15 protein-coding genes and 1 tRNA gene are annotated in these 17,812 nt (G+C 44.9%); 14 read left to right on the top strand and 2 right to left on the bottom strand.

Translation table 11 applies throughout. The features are described from left to right. The first annotated feature begins 16 nt into the window (after window positions 1-16). From uvrB to ACY8DT_RS08900, 12 genes are all read left to right on the top strand, one after another. On the top strand, window positions 17-1,984 hold the full coding sequence (gene uvrB, locus ACY8DT_RS08845; RefSeq protein WP_462419943.1) for an excinuclease ABC subunit UvrB: 1,968 nt from the start codon (window positions 17-19) through the stop codon (window positions 1,982-1,984). Window positions 1,985-1,990: 6 nt separating this feature from the next. Beyond that, a complete protein-coding gene (gene uvrA / locus ACY8DT_RS08850) occupies window positions 1,991-4,843 on the top strand; it encodes an excinuclease ABC subunit UvrA (protein WP_462419944.1) in 2,853 nt (950 codons plus the stop codon). After that, window positions 4,833-6,029 carry a DUF4097 family beta strand repeat-containing protein gene (locus ACY8DT_RS08855; RefSeq protein ID WP_462419945.1) on the top strand — a complete coding sequence of 399 codons (1,197 nt, stop codon included), beginning with the start codon at window positions 4,833-4,835 and terminating at the stop codon, window positions 6,027-6,029. The genes uvrA and ACY8DT_RS08855 overlap by 11 nt, the downstream gene beginning before the upstream one ends. Window positions 6,030-6,126: 97 nt before the next feature. Beyond that, complete coding sequence (gene hprK, locus ACY8DT_RS08860) at window positions 6,127-7,065, top strand: HPr(Ser) kinase/phosphatase (protein WP_462419946.1); 939 nt, start codon at window positions 6,127-6,129, stop codon at window positions 7,063-7,065. After that, window positions 7,055-7,951: a prolipoprotein diacylglyceryl transferase gene (gene lgt / locus ACY8DT_RS08865; RefSeq protein ID WP_462419947.1), complete on the top strand. Its 897-nt coding sequence runs from the start codon at window positions 7,055-7,057 to the stop codon at window positions 7,949-7,951. Before hprK ends, lgt begins: the two co-directional genes overlap by 11 nt. 2 nt (window positions 7,952-7,953) lie before the next feature. Further along, on the top strand, window positions 7,954-8,433 hold the full coding sequence (locus tag ACY8DT_RS08870; protein ID WP_462419948.1) for an acyltransferase: 480 nt from the start codon (window positions 7,954-7,956) through the stop codon (window positions 8,431-8,433). Window position 8,434: 1 nt separating this feature from the next. Continuing rightward, a complete protein-coding gene (locus ACY8DT_RS08875) occupies window positions 8,435-9,856 on the top strand; it encodes a tetratricopeptide repeat protein (protein WP_462419949.1) in 1,422 nt (473 codons plus the stop codon). An 83-nt stretch (window positions 9,857-9,939) separates the two neighbouring features. Beyond that, on the top strand, window positions 9,940-10,869 hold the full coding sequence (gene trxB / locus ACY8DT_RS08880; protein WP_462419950.1) for a thioredoxin-disulfide reductase: 930 nt from the start codon (window positions 9,940-9,942) through the stop codon (window positions 10,867-10,869). Between the two features lie 223 nt (window positions 10,870-11,092). Further along, window positions 11,093-11,950: an RNase adapter RapZ gene (rapZ, locus tag ACY8DT_RS08885; RefSeq protein WP_462422251.1), complete on the top strand. Its 858-nt coding sequence runs from the start codon at window positions 11,093-11,095 to the stop codon at window positions 11,948-11,950. Next, the gene (locus ACY8DT_RS08890) at window positions 11,937-12,932 is read left to right on the top strand and encodes a gluconeogenesis factor YvcK family protein (RefSeq protein WP_462419951.1); all 996 of its coding nucleotides are present in this window, start codon (window positions 11,937-11,939) and stop codon (window positions 12,930-12,932) included. Before rapZ ends, ACY8DT_RS08890 begins: the two co-directional genes overlap by 14 nt. 10 nt (window positions 12,933-12,942) lie before the next feature. Next, window positions 12,943-13,890, top strand: coding sequence for a DNA-binding protein WhiA (whiA, locus tag ACY8DT_RS08895; protein WP_462419952.1), 948 nt, complete (start codon window positions 12,943-12,945; stop codon window positions 13,888-13,890). A gap of 169 nt (window positions 13,891-14,059) precedes the next feature. Further along, window positions 14,060-14,818, top strand: a complete 759-nt coding sequence (locus ACY8DT_RS08900) for a SurA N-terminal domain-containing protein (protein WP_462419953.1) — start codon at window positions 14,060-14,062, stop codon at window positions 14,816-14,818. A 329-nt stretch (window positions 14,819-15,147) separates the two neighbouring features. Here the strand turns inward: ACY8DT_RS08900 and ACY8DT_RS08905 are convergent, their stop codons facing one another. Beyond that, on the bottom strand, window positions 15,148-16,062 hold the full coding sequence (locus tag ACY8DT_RS08905; protein WP_462419954.1) for a TIGR01777 family oxidoreductase: 915 nt from the start codon (window positions 16,060-16,062) through the stop codon (window positions 15,148-15,150). A 101-nt stretch (window positions 16,063-16,163) separates the two neighbouring features. After that, a complete protein-coding gene (gene clpP / locus ACY8DT_RS08910; RefSeq protein WP_462419955.1) occupies window positions 16,164-16,754 on the bottom strand; it encodes an ATP-dependent Clp endopeptidase proteolytic subunit ClpP in 591 nt (196 codons plus the stop codon). Window positions 16,755-16,912: 158 nt separating this feature from the next. On the opposite strand from clpP, the gene ACY8DT_RS08915 reads away from it, so the two are divergent. Both ACY8DT_RS08915 and ACY8DT_RS08920 read left to right on the top strand, forming a co-directional pair. Then, window positions 16,913-16,984: transfer RNA gene (locus tag ACY8DT_RS08915), tRNA-Arg, on the top strand. 38 nt (window positions 16,985-17,022) lie between these two features. Beyond that, complete coding sequence (locus ACY8DT_RS08920) at window positions 17,023-17,808, top strand: threonine/serine exporter family protein (RefSeq protein WP_462419956.1); 786 nt, start codon at window positions 17,023-17,025, stop codon at window positions 17,806-17,808. The last annotated feature ends 4 nt before the right edge of the window (window positions 17,809-17,812 follow it).

A 17,812-nucleotide genomic window follows, 5' to 3' on the forward strand; every position in this document is an offset into this window, starting at 1 on the left:
ATACGGAGGCGTATCTATGGCTAAATTTGAATTGGTTTCCAACTTTGAACCGGCGGGTGACCAGCCGAAGGCGATCGAGGAACTGACTAAACAGATTGAATCCGGCCAGCGGCACCAGACATTGCTCGGTGCGACGGGGACCGGTAAAACATATACGATGAGCCAGGTCATTCAAAAAGTGGGAAAGCCGACTCTGATCATCGCTCACAACAAAACATTGGCAGGACAGCTTTATGGGGAATTCAAAGAGTTTTTTCCGAATAACAGGGTAGAGTATTTCGTAAGCTATTATGACTATTACCAGCCTGAGGCATATGTGCCGCATACGGATACTTTCATAGAAAAAGATGCTTCGATCAACGATGAGATTGATAAACTCCGACACAGCGCGACGAGTTCTTTATTTGAACGGGATGATGTCATCATCATCGCATCGGTGAGCTGTATTTACGGCCTTGGCAACCCTGATGAATACCGGGATATGGTACTGAGTGTGCGCGTCGGCATGGAAATGGACCGCAACGAATTTTTAAGGAAGCTCGTCGATATCCAGTACTCGAGAAATGATATAGATTTCCAGCGCGGTACATTCCGTGTGCGCGGGGATATTGTGGAGGTGTTCCCGGCCTCCCGCGATGAACAGTGTATCCGTGTTGAGTTTTTCGGAGATGAAATCGACCGTGTGAGGGAGATTAACTATTTGACGGGCGAAGTGCTTCATGAGAGAGAACACTTTGCAATCTTCCCGGCATCCCACTTCGTTACGCGTGAAGAAAAGATGCGCGTTGCAATCGAGCGCATTGAAAAAGAGCTTGAAGAACGCCTTAAAGTGCTCCGGGATGACAATAAACTGCTTGAAGCACAGAGACTTGAACAGCGGACGAACTATGACCTCGAAATGATGAGGGAAATGGGGTTCTGTTCGGGCATCGAGAACTATTCCGTACACCTGACACTGAGACCGATGGGGTCGACCCCGTACACACTGATGGATTATTTCGATGATTTCCTGATCATGATAGATGAATCCCACGTGACACTGCCGCAGGTGAGGGGAATGTACAACGGCGACCAGGCGCGTAAACAGGTACTGGTGGACCACGGCTTCAGACTGCCGAGTGCATTGGATAACAGACCGCTCCAGTTCAGCGAGTTTGAATCCAAGGCAAGCCAGCTGCTCTATGTGTCGGCGACACCCGGTCCATATGAGCTTGAGCATACTGAAAAAATGGTCGAACAGATCATCAGGCCGACCGGGCTCCTGGACCCGCCCATTGACGTGCGTCCGAGCGAGCATCAGATTGACGATCTGCTCGAGGAAATCGTCAAGAGAAGTGAACGTAACGAAAGAGTACTGATAACAACGTTGACGAAGAAGATGTCAGAGGATCTGACGACCTATCTGAAAGAATCGGGAGTGAAGGTACAGTATCTCCACTCCGAAGTGAAGACGCTTGAGCGTATTGAAATCATACGTGAACTCAGACTGGGCACTTATGACGTGCTTGTCGGCATCAACCTGCTGCGCGAAGGACTCGACATACCTGAAGTTTCACTGGTTGCGATTCTGGATGCTGATAAGGAAGGTTTCCTGAGATCGAACCGTTCACTCGTCCAGACGATCGGCCGTGCGGCGAGAAACAGCGAAGGCCGTGTCATCATGTATGCAGATAAAATTACAGACTCGATGCAGTATGCGCTGGACGAAACGGAAAGACGCCGTGAAATACAGATTGCATTCAATGAGAAACATGGCATCACTCCGACAACCATTAAGAAATCAGTCAGAGATTCAATCAGCGCAGAAGTCGATATTAAAGAGGACAGAGAAAAATCGAAGAGCAAGAAGAAGATGACGAAGAAAGAAAGAGAGAAAACGATGGAACAGCTCGAACAGGATATGAAGCAGGCAGCAAAAGATCTGGACTTCGAAACAGCTTCAGAGCTGAGAGATGCATTGTTTGAACTGCAGGCAGAAGGGTGAATATAAATGAGAAATAAAAATATAAGCATTAAAGGCGCAAGGCAGCATAATCTTAAAGGTGTGAACCTGGATATACCCCGCGACCAGCTGATCGTCATGACCGGTCTGTCGGGGTCCGGGAAATCGTCCCTGGCATTCGATACAATTTACGCGGAAGGCCAGCGCCGCTATGTGGAATCTTTAAGTGCCTATGCACGCCAATTTCTGGGGCAGATGGAAAAACCGGATGTGGACTCGATCGAAGGATTGTCACCTGCGATTGCCATCGATCAGAAAACGACAAGCAATAACCCGCGCTCAACCGTATCGACCATCACCGAAATCTATGACTATCTGAGACTTTTATTTGCACGGGCAGGCACACCGTACTGTCCGAACCACGGTGTGGAAATTACATCCCAGACAGTCCAGGAGATGGTGGACAGGGTGATGGAACTACCCGAACGTTCAAAGATCCAGGTATACGCCCCGATCATCCACGGACGTAAAGGCCAGCATAAAAAACTGCTTGAGTCGCTTGGTAAGGAAGGTTTCGCCAGAGTGGTCATCGACGGCGAAGTTTATGATATAGAAGAGGTTCCCGAGCTCAGCAAAAATAAAAAGCATAGTATCGATGTCGTAGTGGACCGCCTTGTCGTCCGGGACGGCATTGAAGCGAGGCTCGGCGATTCACTGCAGACGGCGCTGAGTAAGGGAGAAGGCAATATTACCGTCAATGTCATTGACGGTGAGGATCTGTTCTTCTCTGAAAACTACGCATGTCCGATCTGCGGCTTTACAATTTCAGAAATGGAACCTAGATTATTTTCATTCAACGCCCCTTACGGCGCATGTAAAGAATGTGATGGACTCGGAATGAAAATGGCGGTGAATAAAAAGCTCGTCATTCCGGACGATACTCTGACGCTCAAAGAAGGGGCGGTCGTTCCCTGGGAACCGATTTCATCCGGCTATTACCCGCAGCTGTTAAAACAGACATGCGAACATTTCGGCATAGATATGAAAGTGCCGTTCAAGGATTTGAGTGAAAAGGAACAGGAAATTGTACTTTACGGCTCCGGCGGGAAAGTGCTGACATATAAATTCAAGCAGGAAAACGGTGTTGCAAGAACGAGAGAGATGCCATTCGAAGGCGTCATCAATAATATCGAACGCAGATACAGGGACAGTCCTTCTGAATATACGCGTGAAGTCATGAGCCGCTACATGAGAGAGACGACTTGTGAAACATGCCATGGCTACCGTCTGAATGACGAAGCTCTGTCAGTCAAAGTCGACGGACGACATATCGGGCACAGTGTGGATCAGCCGGTGGGAGACGCACTGGACTTTTTCAACACCCTTGAGCTGTCTGAAAAGAACCGTACGATCGCGGCGCCGATTTTGAAGGAAATCAATGAGCGTCTGTTATTTTTACGCAATGTCGGTCTCGATTATTTAACGCTGAACCGCAGAAGCGGAACATTATCCGGCGGCGAAGCGCAGCGGATCCGTCTGGCAACCCAGATCGGTTCCAGACTGAGCGGTGTGCTGTATATTCTGGACGAGCCGTCGATCGGGCTGCACCAAAGAGACAACGAGCGCCTGATCAACACGCTGAAAGATATGCGCGACCTCGGCAATACGCTGATCGTCGTCGAGCACGATGAAGATACGATGCTCGCGAGTGACTATTTGATTGATATCGGCCCGGGTGCCGGTGAACACGGCGGAGAAATCATGGCATCAGGGACCCCTGACGAAGTGAAGCAGAATGATAATTCGGTTACCGGTCTTTATTTGAGTGGCAAACGTCAGATTCCTCTGCCGGAGAATTACCGTGAAATCAACCCTGACAGAATGATTGAAGTGAAAGGCGCGCGTGCAAACAACTTGAAGGATATCGATGTGAAAATACCGATGTCGGTGCTTAATGTCGTGACCGGTGTTTCAGGGTCGGGAAAGAGTACGCTCGTCAATGAAATCATCTATAAGGCGCTGCACACGAGACTGTATAAATCCAAACAGATTCCAGGAGAACATGACAGCATAGAGATTGCGGATGAACTCGAAAAGATCATTGACATAGACCAGTCGCCGATCGGACGTACGCCGCGCAGTAACTCGGCTACCTATACGGGTGTGTTCGATGATATAAGAGATGTCTTCGCCCAGACGAATGAAGCGAAAGTCCGCGGCTACAACAAAGGCAGGTTCAGTTTCAACGTCAAAGGAGGCCGCTGTGAGGCATGCCGGGGGGACGGCATCATCAAGATAGAGATGCACTTTCTGCCGGATGTGTTCGTGCCGTGTGAAGTATGTGACGGCAAGCGCTATAACCGCGAAACGCTCGAAGTGAAATATAAAGATGAAAGTATCGCAGATGTACTGGCGATGACAGTGGAAGAAGCATTCTACTTCTTTGAAAACCTTCCGAAGATCAAACGGAAAATAAAAACGCTTGTGGATGTCGGTCTGGGTTATGTGAAGCTCGGCCAGCCTGCAACGACCCTGTCGGGTGGTGAGGCACAGCGTGTAAAACTTGCTTCCGAACTGCACAAACGTTCAAATGGACGTTCACTTTATATACTGGACGAACCGACTACGGGCCTGCACTCTGAAGATATCGGCAGACTGATCAAAGTGCTGCAGAGACTTGTGGATAACGGTGACACTGTAATCATCATCGAACATAACCTGGACGTCATCAAAGTGGCCGATAATATCGTCGATCTCGGGCCCGAGGGTGGTGTCGGTGGCGGAACAATTGTAGTTGATGGTACAATAAAAGATGTCATTAATGAACCGGCAAGCCATACGGGTTATCATTTAAAAAAATGGTTGAACAGAAACCATCAGGGGGCTAATCATGGACAGTAAAGAACGAATTTTGAAGATGTTGGAAGAAGGCAAAATCACTTCCGAAGAAGCAATTCGCCTAATGGAAACGATGGACAAAAAAGATACAGCCGGCCAGTCCGATTCCTCACAGGAGAAAAGTGATGAAAAACAGAGAAATGACGAGCAATATTGGGACGGCAACATGTTCAACGATTTATACAAGCAGTTCATGGGTGAAGTCAACAAATACGTCAACTCAGATAAAATCAACGAAAAATATAAAGATGTGAATGAAAGAGCGAACAAAACATACAAAGATGTCAGAACGAAGTTCGACAGCAGCCAGCAGGCATCGAATCTTTTTAAATCTGTTGAAAAAGCGTTTGACTCTGTTAAAACGACGAATTTCGACTCGATGTTTGCAGGCGGTGCGAAAAATCGTCTGATTGAGACGATTGATGAAGAGTATTCATCAATCTCACTGGATATTACAAACGGCAATATCAATATTGTTCCGACAGACCGTGTCCAGACAGCTAAATTTGAAGTCACACCTTTCTACAGAAAGTTGGACAAAAAAAGAAATTACTTCAAGGACATCATCTGTGAAGTGAAAAATGGCGAGCTGGTCATCGTCTCCGATATCAGGGCGGCCAAAGTCAATGTGGAATTGAACCTGAATCCTGAGACGATCAAACGCATGATCATCTCAGGCTCGAACGGTGATGTGACTTTAAACAGACAGGAAGTAAAAGATCTGACAATCGATCTGTTGAACGGTGATGTGAACCTTGAGGAGACGGTCACAGACCAGGCATATGTGCGGACGTCACGGGGGAACGTTACAGTTACCAAGGGTGCATACGGCAATGTGGAACTGGTATCGATGGTCGGAACGATCAACACTGATCAGTTCAATGCGAAAGATATTACTGTGTCAGCTAACGGTTCAGTGAATCTGACACTGCAGAGTTCAACTCAGTCTGCGACGATCAACACCAATATGGGAAGTATCAATCTGAGCATTCCCCAGGGCCGTGCACTGGAAGGCAGACTCTCCACCGTAGTCGGACAATTGAATTATCCGCCGGAAGTGGACGCAAGATTCATGAAGCATCAGGACTTCGGATTGAAGGAACTGATGCTGGTCAACGATACGGAAGAGCCGGGATTGTTTATAGAAGCCAGCACGAAGTTCGGAAGTGTAACTTTGCATAGAAGTTAACAGATTGTATAAAAGACCGGCGGATGCCGGTCTTTTTTTTGTTATAATGGAGATGAAGACAATTAATTATTAACATGGGAGTCGAAGAGGTGATTGAGTGTTAACTGTGCATGAACTCGTAGATCAATTTACATTGAAAGTGGCCGCCGGTAACGAAGGTCTGACGAATGAAATAAAAAATTACGACATTTCGCGGCCGGCATTGGAGATCGGTGGATATTTTTCACATTATTCCTCTGACAGGGTCCAAATACTCGGAATGACAGAAATCTCTTTCTTTGAAAGGATGCTGACAGAAAAAGAACGGGAAGACCGTTCCAACCGTCTCTGCCGTAAAGAGACACCGTGTATAGTGCTGGCCAGACAGATCAATCCGCCTCTTGAGCTGATAGAAGCATGTAACTCGAGTAAAACTCCTTTACTTGTCACGGATGCGAACACGACGACATTCTATTCGAGACTGTCGAGCTACCTGGAAAAGGCACTCGCACCGGAAACGAATATGCACGGCGTTCTGGTGGATGTGTATGGCATCGGTGTCCTCATTACCGGTGAGAGTGGTGTGGGTAAAAGTGAGACCGCACTTGAACTGGTGAAAAACGGTCACCGGCTTGTTGCAGATGATAATGTGGAAATAAAAGAAGTGACGGATAATGTCCTGATGGGCAGTGCACCGAAACTGATAGAGAATCTTCTGGAAATCAGGGGACTCGGCATTATAAACGTGATGACACTATTCGGCGCAGGCTGTATATTGGCTGAAAAAAGAATTATGCTGAATGTTAATCTCGAGACGTGGGAAAAAGGCAAAGCATATGATAGAGTAGGTCTCGACCGCACAAAACTGTCCATCTTGAATTCTGAAATAGAAAAAAGGACGATACCAATCCGTCCCGGACGGAGTTTGGCAGGCATCATAGAAGTTGCCGCAATGAATTACCGTCTGCAGAATATGGGATATGATGCAGCTGTGGAATTCAATGACCGCCTGAACAAGCAAATCAAAGTCAACGGAGGACTGGACAATGATCTTTAATATGCAACCGCTTGACCCTGTAATCGTATCACTCGGGCCCATCGATCTCAGATGGTACGGTGTCATCATCGCATTCGGAATGCTGCTCGGCTTTTTAATCGCAAGCAGGGAAGCCGATAAGAAGAAAATGCCTGAAGGAATGTTCATCGATCTGATGTTTTATATCATTTTATTCTCGCTGATCGGTGCAAGACTGTACTATGTATTTTTCAATCTGGATTACTACCTTCAGGATCCGATTTCAATAATAATGGTCAATGAAGGTGGAATGGCAATCCATGGGGGCATCATCGGCGGTATTCTGGCAGGGCTGATCTACTGTTACAGAAAAAACTTGAGCTTTTTCCAGGTGGCCGACATCGCAATACCGAGTCTGATTCTTGGACAGGCGATCGGCAGATGGGGCAACTTCATGAACCAGGAAGCCCACGGCGGCGAAGTGACGAGAAACTTCCTTGAATCATTGATGCTGCCCGAATTCATCATTGATCAGATGTACATAGACGGCGCTTATTATCACCCGACATTTTTGTATGAATCAGTGTGGAACATCATCGGATTCATCATTCTCATACTGCTCAGACCGAAGCTTAAAATCGGTCAGACGATGCTGCTCTATTTAATTTATTATTCAGTCGGAAGATTTTTCATCGAAGGCATGCGTACTGACAGCCTGATGATCGGTGACGTACTGAGAACGGCACAGGTCATATCCATCATAACGGTGGTCATTGCGATTGCGGTTTGGATCTATCGCAATAGAGCATATGACCTGCCGAAGTACGGCGATGTCGACGGTGTCTATGACCCGGACAACAAACGGAATAAAAAGCAGTCCAAAACTAAAGGCAGACCTGTAAATAAGAAACATAAAAGGAAGAAATGATCATGAGAAATGTCACGCGGTACAAAGTTGGAAAGTATAACCCGCTATGGAATCTATACCGGACGGTTTCCGTATTCAAAGTTGCAAAGAACTTTATTTTCATAGAAATCGGGCGTTTTTCACCGTCTACAAAAATGAAGCATTTTTTGTATCGTAAGTTTTTAAATATGAAATTGGCCGATAAAGTATCCTTTGCCTACAAGGCGATGCCGGATCTGATGCATCCGGAACGGATACATATTGGAAAGAACAGCATAATCGGTTATAATACTGTAATATTGACCCATGAGTATTTAGTTGATGAATACAGGCTTGGAGACGTTCATATCGGAGAGGACACGATGATCGGCGCCAACGTTACCATATTGCCCGGCGTCAAGATCGGCAGCAATGTGAGTGTCGGTGCCGGCGCTGTCGTGTCCAAGGACATCCCGGATAATTCAAGCTGTCATGGAAATCCACTTGTGATAAGGAGCAGATAAAATGTCTGGAAGAAAAGTAATACCCTTCAATCAAAGTGGTTCATTTTACTTCAATCAGGGATTAAAGAGAATAGAGCAGAAAAAGAAAAGAGATGCTCTCAAAAGCTTTGAAAGAGCATATGATATAGATAATAACAATTTAGCTTATTTGTCACAATATGTGTATCTACTAGCTGAAAATGGACGGCAGGCTGAAGCTGAATATCTATTGATAAATAAATTCATTCAGCATCAATATGATGCTGAATTTTATTTTATACTCAGCCAATTGTTTGTCATAACAAACGATCCGAACAAATCTTTTTTATTTGGAGTAGAGTATGCGAAGCATTTCCCGGAAGTGGGATATGATGAGGAACTGGAAAAAATGTTCGATCTGGCAATCGAGGATGAGGACGAAGTCGAGAAAGAATCAGAGCGCTTTGTCAGCCACCATATATTCCAGCATCTGTTCATGAATGCACGCATAGATGAAGCACTTGATTATTTATCAATGTTACCTGTTAACCTGCAGGAAGAACGAACGTTCAGAAACTTAAAAGCGATGGCATATTTATTTTTGAACAAGTTTGATGAGGCTTATGAAATTTTGGAGACTCTGCTTAAGGAAAATAAAACCGACATGCATGCATTAAGTCATCTGACCCTGCTTTACTATCATACAGGCCAGGAGAAAGAGTATGAATCATACTTGAAGAAATTAGAAGTTGTTGAACCTATGGATGACGACTCCAGATTCAAAGTCGGTCTCGTACTGAACTTCCTCAAACAATACAACCGGTCTTATGAGCTGTTGTTGCCGTTATATAAAAGCCAGCAGTTTATAAGTTTTCAGCTGCTGCATGCTTTAAGCCATGCAAGCTATCATATGGGAAACACTTCTGAAGCGGAAATGTTCTGGGAAAAGATGCAGAACTTCCATGCGGTGAATGAAATGTACAGTCCGTGGAAAAAGCAGGAAGCAGCTGATGCAATAACGGATATTGCACATGTGTATCTGCATGACGATGATGTCCATATGCGCCTGCTCGGCCTTTACAAGATCAATCTGATCAAGCCGAAAGAGGCGGTTCTCGGCCATCCGGTCTGGGATACGATTGAACAGTTGGATGATTATGAAAAATTATATGTTACTTTTCTGTTCCAGGGTGTTAAACTTGTCAGGCTGGGCAAAATGCATAACGGTTTGGAAATAATGAGAGCGGCCGGATATGAGAGTGAGGAAGACAGTCTGCAATGGATCGATACGTTCCATCTTCTGTATGAAAAAATCAAAGAGTATGAAGATGTTTCATCACTTGTTGCAGCAACATTGTATTTATATCCGAAAGACAGAAAAATTACGAAGAAAGCAATGACCGAACAATTTGAAATCACTTCATACCGTTTGAATAAAGCCATTGGCATCATTAAGCAAATTTAATGTAAAGAGAATGACTAACGCTTATAATGTGAATGATGTGGTATTGGAAGAATCAATAATAGTTAAATGTTAGGAGAAGAATAATGGCGGAAGAAAACATATATGATGTAGTAATAGTGGGTGCCGGACCGGCGGGAATGACCGCTGCAGTCTATGCATCCAGAGCGAATTTGAAAACGGTGATGCTCGAAAGAGGCGTCCCGGGCGGGCAGATGGCAAACACTGAAGATGTCGAGAACTTTCCTGGCTTTGATTTCATAACAGGACCGGACCTGTCATCTAAAATGTTCGAACACGCACAGAAATTTGGTGCCGAATATAAATACGGTGATCTTCAATCTGTGGAGGACCACGGGACTTACAAACTTCTCAAAACATCCTCGGAAGAATTCAAGACAAGAACGGTCATCATTGCAACGGGTGCTGAATACAAGAAAATCGGTGTACCAGGCGAGGAACTTCTTACTGGACGCGGTGTAAGCTATTGTGCGGTATGTGACGGTGCATTCTTCAAAGAGCGTGAGCTCGTCGTCATCGGCGGCGGTGATTCGGCTGTAGAAGAAGGTGTCTACTTGACCAAGTTCGCAAGCAAAGTGACCATCGTCCACAGACGTGCGGAACTCCGTGCTCAGAAAATACTCCAGGAACGCGCATTTAAAAACGACAAGATCGAGTTCATCTGGGACACCGAACTGCAGTCCATCAATGGTGACGGCAAAGTCGGCAGTGTCACTCTGCTCGATAAGAATACAGGCAACACATACGATTATGATACTGACGGAGTCTTTGTCTATATCGGCATGCTGCCTCTGACAAAACCGTTCAAAAATCTCGGCATTTTAAACGAATTGAATTACGTTGAAACAAATAGAGAAATGGAAACGAGTGTTCCCGGCATATTCGCAGCAGGTGATGTAATTGACAAAACACTGCGTCAAATTGTAACTGCAACCGGCGACGGCAGTATCGCAGCTGAAAATGCACAGAAGTATATTGAAACATTAGGAGACTGATTGATTCCGGAAGACAAAATGTAACGTTTTGTCTTCCTTTTTAATGTGTGCTGAATTACAGGGGGCTGTAGTGGCTCCGACGTATGATGTTGTAAAAAGTAATGAAATTTAGTATTATGATATATTGGCATTAACTTTAGTTCGATCTATTTGTGATGTAAAATAAAGTTAAGAATATGAACGGGATGTGAAGCCATTGAAGAATTTAATCATTCTAACAGGTATGAGCGGCGCCGGTAAATCGGTAGCCCTGGAAGCACTTGAGGATATGGATATTTTCTGTATTGATAATTTACCGCCGATCTTAATACCTAAAATTGCAGACTTGATGGAAACAACGGATGGCAGGATGGACAATGTCGGTCTCGGTATTGATTTAAGAGGAAAAGAACTTTTTGATACTCTTATTTCAGAACTGGAAAAAATCAATGCAAACGAGAAAATCGAACTTAAAATCATCTTTTTGGATACTACGGATGAAAAGCTGGTGGCGCGTTATAAAGAAACAAGACGTTCACACCCACTGGACCACGATATGAATGTGCTGCAGGCAATCAAAAAAGAACGTGAACTGCTTGATGAGTTGAAATACAGGGCGGATATACTCATCGATACGACAGAACTCAAACCGAAGCAGCTCCGTTCCAAAATGTTTGAAGAAATTACAGGCGATGGGGAAAGCGGCTTTCATGTCAACGTGCTCAGCTTCGGTTTCAAGCACGGGGTGCCGATAGATGCCGATTTATTATTTGATGTGCGTTTCTTACCTAACCCGCACTATATCAGTGATTTGCAGCCATTTACAGGGCTGGATCAGCCGGTGTATGACTACGTGATGAGTTCCAAGGAGACAAATATTTTCTACACTAAATTACTGGATATGATGCGTTACCTTCTGCCGCAGTATTTGAAAGAAGGAAAATCCCAGCTGGTCATCGGTATAGGATGTACAGGCGGCCAGCACCGTTCTGTATCGCTGGCAGAACGTCTGAGCAGGGACCTTACCGACTACTTCGATTTTAAAATAAAAGCAAAACACCGGGATGCTTATATAGAAGGCGTTAAACATGAAGAAAGTTAGAGTGACGATAATCGGCGGCGGTACGGGGCTCAGCGTATTGGCGCGTGGTTTAAGGCAGTATCCGGTTGAAATCTCAGCGATTGTATCAGTAGCCGACGACGGAGGATCTACAGGTATCATCCGCGACCAGATTGATATGCCGGCACCGGGGGATATCAGAAATGTGATGTCGGCACTGTCCGACATGGAATCGAAACTTGAAAGCCTGTTTAAATACAGATTCAAAAAGAATGAGATCAGCGGGCATTCGCTCGGGAATCTGATGCTTGCAGCGATGTATGATCTGACAGGTGATTTCGCTCTGGCGGTCGAAGAGCTGAGTGATATTCTGAATGTCCGGGGGACGGTGATCCCTTCCACTAATATCAGTCCGAAGCTTGCTGCCCGCATGCAGGATGATTCAATCATCATCGGTGAAAGCTATATACCCAAAGTGCAGCAGCAGATTTCCGAAGTGTTTCTATTGCCGAAAGATACAATCGCCACACCGGAAGCAATCGAAGCGATCGAAGAGGCGGATATTGTGGTGCTGGGGCCGGGAAGTCTGTATACAAGCATCATTCCAAATCTTTTGCCATCAGGAATGAGAGAGGCACTGATCCATTCGAAGGGTACTAAAATATATATATCCAATATCATGACTCAGGTCGGGGAAACGATCGGATATACCGCAACAGATCATCTGAAAGCAATCAATAAACATATCGGAGAGAATATATTTGACTACATCGTCCAAAATGAAAAGAATATCACATCCGATATTTCCAATTATTATAAAGAAAATGGCATGACTGTCGTAACCAGCGATAAAGATCAGCTGGACGAAATGGGCATCTCCATACTGACGAGGGATGACCTGGTCAGTGTGGATGTAGAAGGGGCAGTAAGACATAACAATGATGTCATTGCGGAAATTATTTATGATATTGCGCTGAAAGAAATCAGTACACTGCAATATCGTTTGAACAAAGATCAAAGTTAGGGTTGATGAAATGTCTTTTGCATCAGATATGAAAAATGAACTTACGCGTGTGGATGTCGATACATGCTGTCAAAAAAGTGAATTGTCCGCACTCATAAAGATGAACGGTGCATTAAGCTTTTTTAACGGCGAGTGGGTGATCAGCGTTCAGACGGAAAATGCGGCGATCGCACGTCGGATCTTCTCTTTAATAAAAAATCTTTACGGCGTTGATATCGAGCTGCTCGTACGCAGAAAGATGAAGTTGAAAAAGAATAACGTCTATATAAGCAGAGTGAAGAAAGATGCTCATAAAATGCTGTCGGATCTCAATATCATCAAAGATGGCATGATTACAAACGACATCAATGATGAGATCAAAAAGAAAGACTGCTGCATCCGCAGTTATCTGCGGGGCGCATTTTTAGCGGGCGGTTCGGTCAACAATCCGGAGACATCAGCCTATCATCTGGAAATCGCATCTTTGTATGAAGACCATGCAAGAGTGCTGACGGAGCTGATGAACGGCTATGAGCTGAATGCGAAATATATCGAGCGTAAACGCGGGGGATATATCACCTATTTGAAAGGTGCTGAAAAAATCGCCGAATTTTTAAGTCTCATCGGCGGCTATCAGGCACTGCTGAAATTTGAGGATGTCCGGATTGTCCGTGATATGAGAAACTCCGTGAACAGACTCGTCAACTGCGAAACGGCCAATTTGAATAAAACCGTCAGCGCAGCGATGCGGCAGGTTGAAAATATTCAGTTGATCGATGATGAAATAGGGATCGGCGAACTGCCGGAAAGGCTGCAGGAAATAGCGAGACTGCGTGTCGAACACCAGGATGTCTCCTTGAAAGAACTCGGTGAAATGCTGTCTACCGGGGCGATTTCGAAGTCCGGTGTAAACCACCGTCTGAGAAAACTCGACACCATAGCAGAGAAGATTAAAAGCGGCGAAGTGATGGAATTTTAATTTAAGAATGCAATCATTCCTGGTGAAGATATACTTGCCGGGGATTTTATATGTCACTAAATGGCCAAATATTGAAAGAAAGTATTCAGTTTGAGCCTTCTTTAAATTGAAATTTGAATACTACAGGAGTAGAATGACGGATTATAACGACATGGAGGTAATTATTAATATGAAAAAATGGTTAACAATGATATCACTCGCTGCCACAATGCTGACAGTAGCAGCATGTGGAGATGAATCAGCAGAAGGTGGCGATGGTGAAGGTGCAGAAAATGCCGGACAGAGCGCAGAAGAAGGCCAGGCTGCAGAAGCTCCGGAGCCGGATCTTGAAGACGTCCCTGACGTTGTCGCTGAAGTGAACGGTGAGGAAATCACTAAAGATGAATTCGAACAGGTATATACAGGCCAGTTCCAACAAGCTGCAATGATGGGTCAGGAAGTGAACCAGGATGAAATGAAGACACAGATTGCTGACGGAATGGTTTCAGAGAGATTGCTTGTACAGGAAGCTGACAATCGTGAGGTCAGTGCTTCTGAAGAAGACGTCGACGCCATGATCAGTGAAATCGTAGAAGCAAACGGCATGGAATCCGAAGACGAATTCTTTACGGCTATGGAAGAAAGCGGCATGTCAGAAGATGAAATCAGAACTGAACTTGAAAAACAGGTGAAAGTTGAAGCACTGATTGCTGAAGAAACGGGAGACATCGAACCGTCAGATGAAGAGCTTGAAGAAATCTATGACGAGCAGATCGCAGCACGTGAAGAAGCACAAAGCGAGGGTGAAGGCGAAGAAACTGAACCCCCTGCCTTTGAAGACGTAAAACCTCAGATTGAACAGCAGCTTATCAGTGAAAAACAGGCAGAAGCGGCACAGGGACTCGCTGAAGAGTTACGTGAAGATGCTGATGTGACGATCAACTTGTAATTGATGGTGGGAAGAAGAAGGCAGGGCTTTATGACACCCTTCTGCGCTACAACTCTGTAGTTTTCATACGAGTTATAGCGTCTGACACCCTTCTGCGCTACAACTCTGTAGTTTTCAGATGAGTTATAGCGCCAGACGCCTTTCTACGCTACAACTCTGTAGCTTCCATATGAGTTATAGCGCCAGACACTCTTCTGCGCTACAACTCTGTAGTTTTCAGATGAGTTATGGCACGAAAAAGAGTTTTTGATGAGTTTCGTGCTACCACACCCCTAAACACAAATAAAAAAATCCGCAGGCAATCACAAATTGTCTGCGGATTTTTATTTTCATTCGCCATAAATGTTGTCGAGTGCGACATCGAGTGTAGGGTAGTTGAATTTAAACTCATTGGCAAGCAGTTTTTCAGGGATGACCTTCTGTCCTCTGATGATCAGTATCGACTGGTCGCCCAGCACTGTTTTAAATAAAAAACCGGGTGCCTTCACAATTGTCGGTCTGCCGAGTGCCATGCCCAAATATTTCGCAAACTGTTCCTGTCTCAGCGGCACTGGTGAGGTCATATTCACCGGTCCGTCCATATCATCTACGGCAAGAACGTAGAGCAGTGAATTGATTAAGTCTTCCAGGTGGATCCAGCTGTAATACTGCTGTCCTGTGCCGATATTTCCGCCGGCTCCGAATTTAAAAGGCAATGCCATAAGCGGCAGTACGCCTTCATCTTTATCCAGTATGAGGCCGAATCTGCTGAGGACGACCCTTGTGCCGAGTTCCTGAAACTTGAGCGCTTCCTTTTCCCATGCACTCACCACACTCGCCAAAAAGTTCGACGGCTGGAATTCATCTTCTTCGGTAAAGCTGACACTTTCGCTTGTCGGGTAGTATCCGACTGCACTTGCATTGATCAAAACTCCAGGCTTGACGCCGGTATTCTCTGCCCAGTTATAAAGCAGTCTTGTCGTATTTATTCTGGAATCCATTATCGCTTCCTTATGGCTGTCCGTCCACATTTTTTGCAGGGAAGCGCCGGCGAAGTTGTAGACTGCATCTATATTGACAGGTAACTCATCTGCCCAGCTCAAATCATCAATGTCATTCGGGTTATATTTTACGTAATGTATGAAGGGATGGTCGTCTGAATGGTCGCTGCGGCTTAAAATGTATACATGGTTGCGTTCCTCGACTAAAACTTCTGTTAAACGGGAACCGACCATACCTGTGCCGCCTGTAATCAATATATTCATTAATGGAGGGCCTCCTTATATCCTTTACCTTCTTTACCCAAAAATGGCGAAAATAAAAGTGCTATATGCCTTTTTGACATATAGCACTCCTTTAAAATTCATTATTGAACTTTTTCAGGCTCCATCACTTCATCGATCAAACCGTATTTCTGTGCTTCTGCAGCAGTCATGAAGTTATCACGGTCAGTATCTTTTTCGATTTTTTCAAGCGGCTGGCCTGTTCTTTCAGATAAAATTTTGTTCAGTTTTTCTCGTGTTCTTAAAATGTGCTTGGCAGCAATTTCAATTTCAGTTGCCTGACCTTGTGCGCCGCCCAGCGGCTGGTGAATCATCACTTCAGCGTTCGGCAATGCAAAGCGTTTACCTTTTGCGCCTGCTGCCAGTAAGAATGAGCCCATTGAAGCAGCCATGCCGACACAGATCGTCTGCACGTCCGGTTTGATGTGCTGGATTGTGTCATAAATAGCCATGCCGGCTGTTACACTTCCGCCTGGTGAGTTGATATAAAGGTAAATATCTTTCTCAGGATCCTGTGCCTGCAGGAATAAAAGCTGACTCACTACCGAATTGGCAACATTATCATCAATGCCGCTGCCAATCATTATGATTCTATCTTTTAATAGTCTACTATAAATATCATAAGCTCGTTCTCCGCGATTCGTCTGTTCAATCACTGTAGGTATTAAATTCATAGTCTTAACCTCCATATATATCTGTAATTTGCTACTGTTTTAGTTATATCACATTAGTCAAACTAGGTCAAAGGATTAAACTATCTTTAAATTGTCATAAATATTTGATACAATTATGATGCTTTTCCTCACACGTTCAGGTTACAATATATAAGTATGCCCCCATGGTGTAATGGATAACACGTAAGATTCCGGTTCTTAAGATAGGAGTTCGATTCTCTTTGGGGGCGTTTTTTTATTTTCCATCAATAAAATGGCAGGTGAGGATATGCTGAATGATATTGAAATCATTGAGGAGCCGAATGATAATCTTAAAGAAGATTATGTGCGCGATGTCTTTTTCGTCGCTATTAACTGCGGCAAACTGTTGTTGGAAAGCGGTGCTGAAACTTACCGCATTGAAGATACCATGATGCGTATCTCTAATACATACGGCATCAGCAATCCTCAAGTTTTTGTCACACCCACCGTAATCATATTCTCTATGAATGAACATTCACTGACTCAGACTGTACGCATTGAAGAGCGTGCAAACGATCTCGGCATGGTTGATGTGATCAATAACTTATCCCGGGATATCGCACAGGGGCTGCCGATAAAGTCGGCAATCAAAAAAATCGAGAATATACACGAGGCGCTCGTTTTTCCATTTTGGTTAATGGTGCTGTGCGGCGGCATGGTCGGGTTCATGTTCCTTCTGTTGTTTGGTGGTTCTCTTGCAGATCTTCCGGCTGCAGCATTCGGCGGTGCACTGGGCGTATTCATCATGGAAGGCATTTTACGTTTTACGAAAGTGAAATTCTTTACAGAGTTCTTCGCATCATTCTTTATCGCCATTGCATCTCTTCTCTACGTCCAGTATGGCCCGGGTTTAAATATGGATTTGATCATCATCGCAGCAGTAATGCCGCTCGTTCCCGGTGTTTTGATCACCAACGCCATACGTGAAATGATTCGCGGGCATCTGCTTGCAGGCGTGATGAAAGGTGCTGAAGCGATGCTTACGGCATTTGCGATAGGTGCAGGTGTCGCATTGATCTTCATGCTCATTTAAGGAG

Source organism: Salinicoccus sp. Marseille-QA3875 (assembly GCF_054950095.1).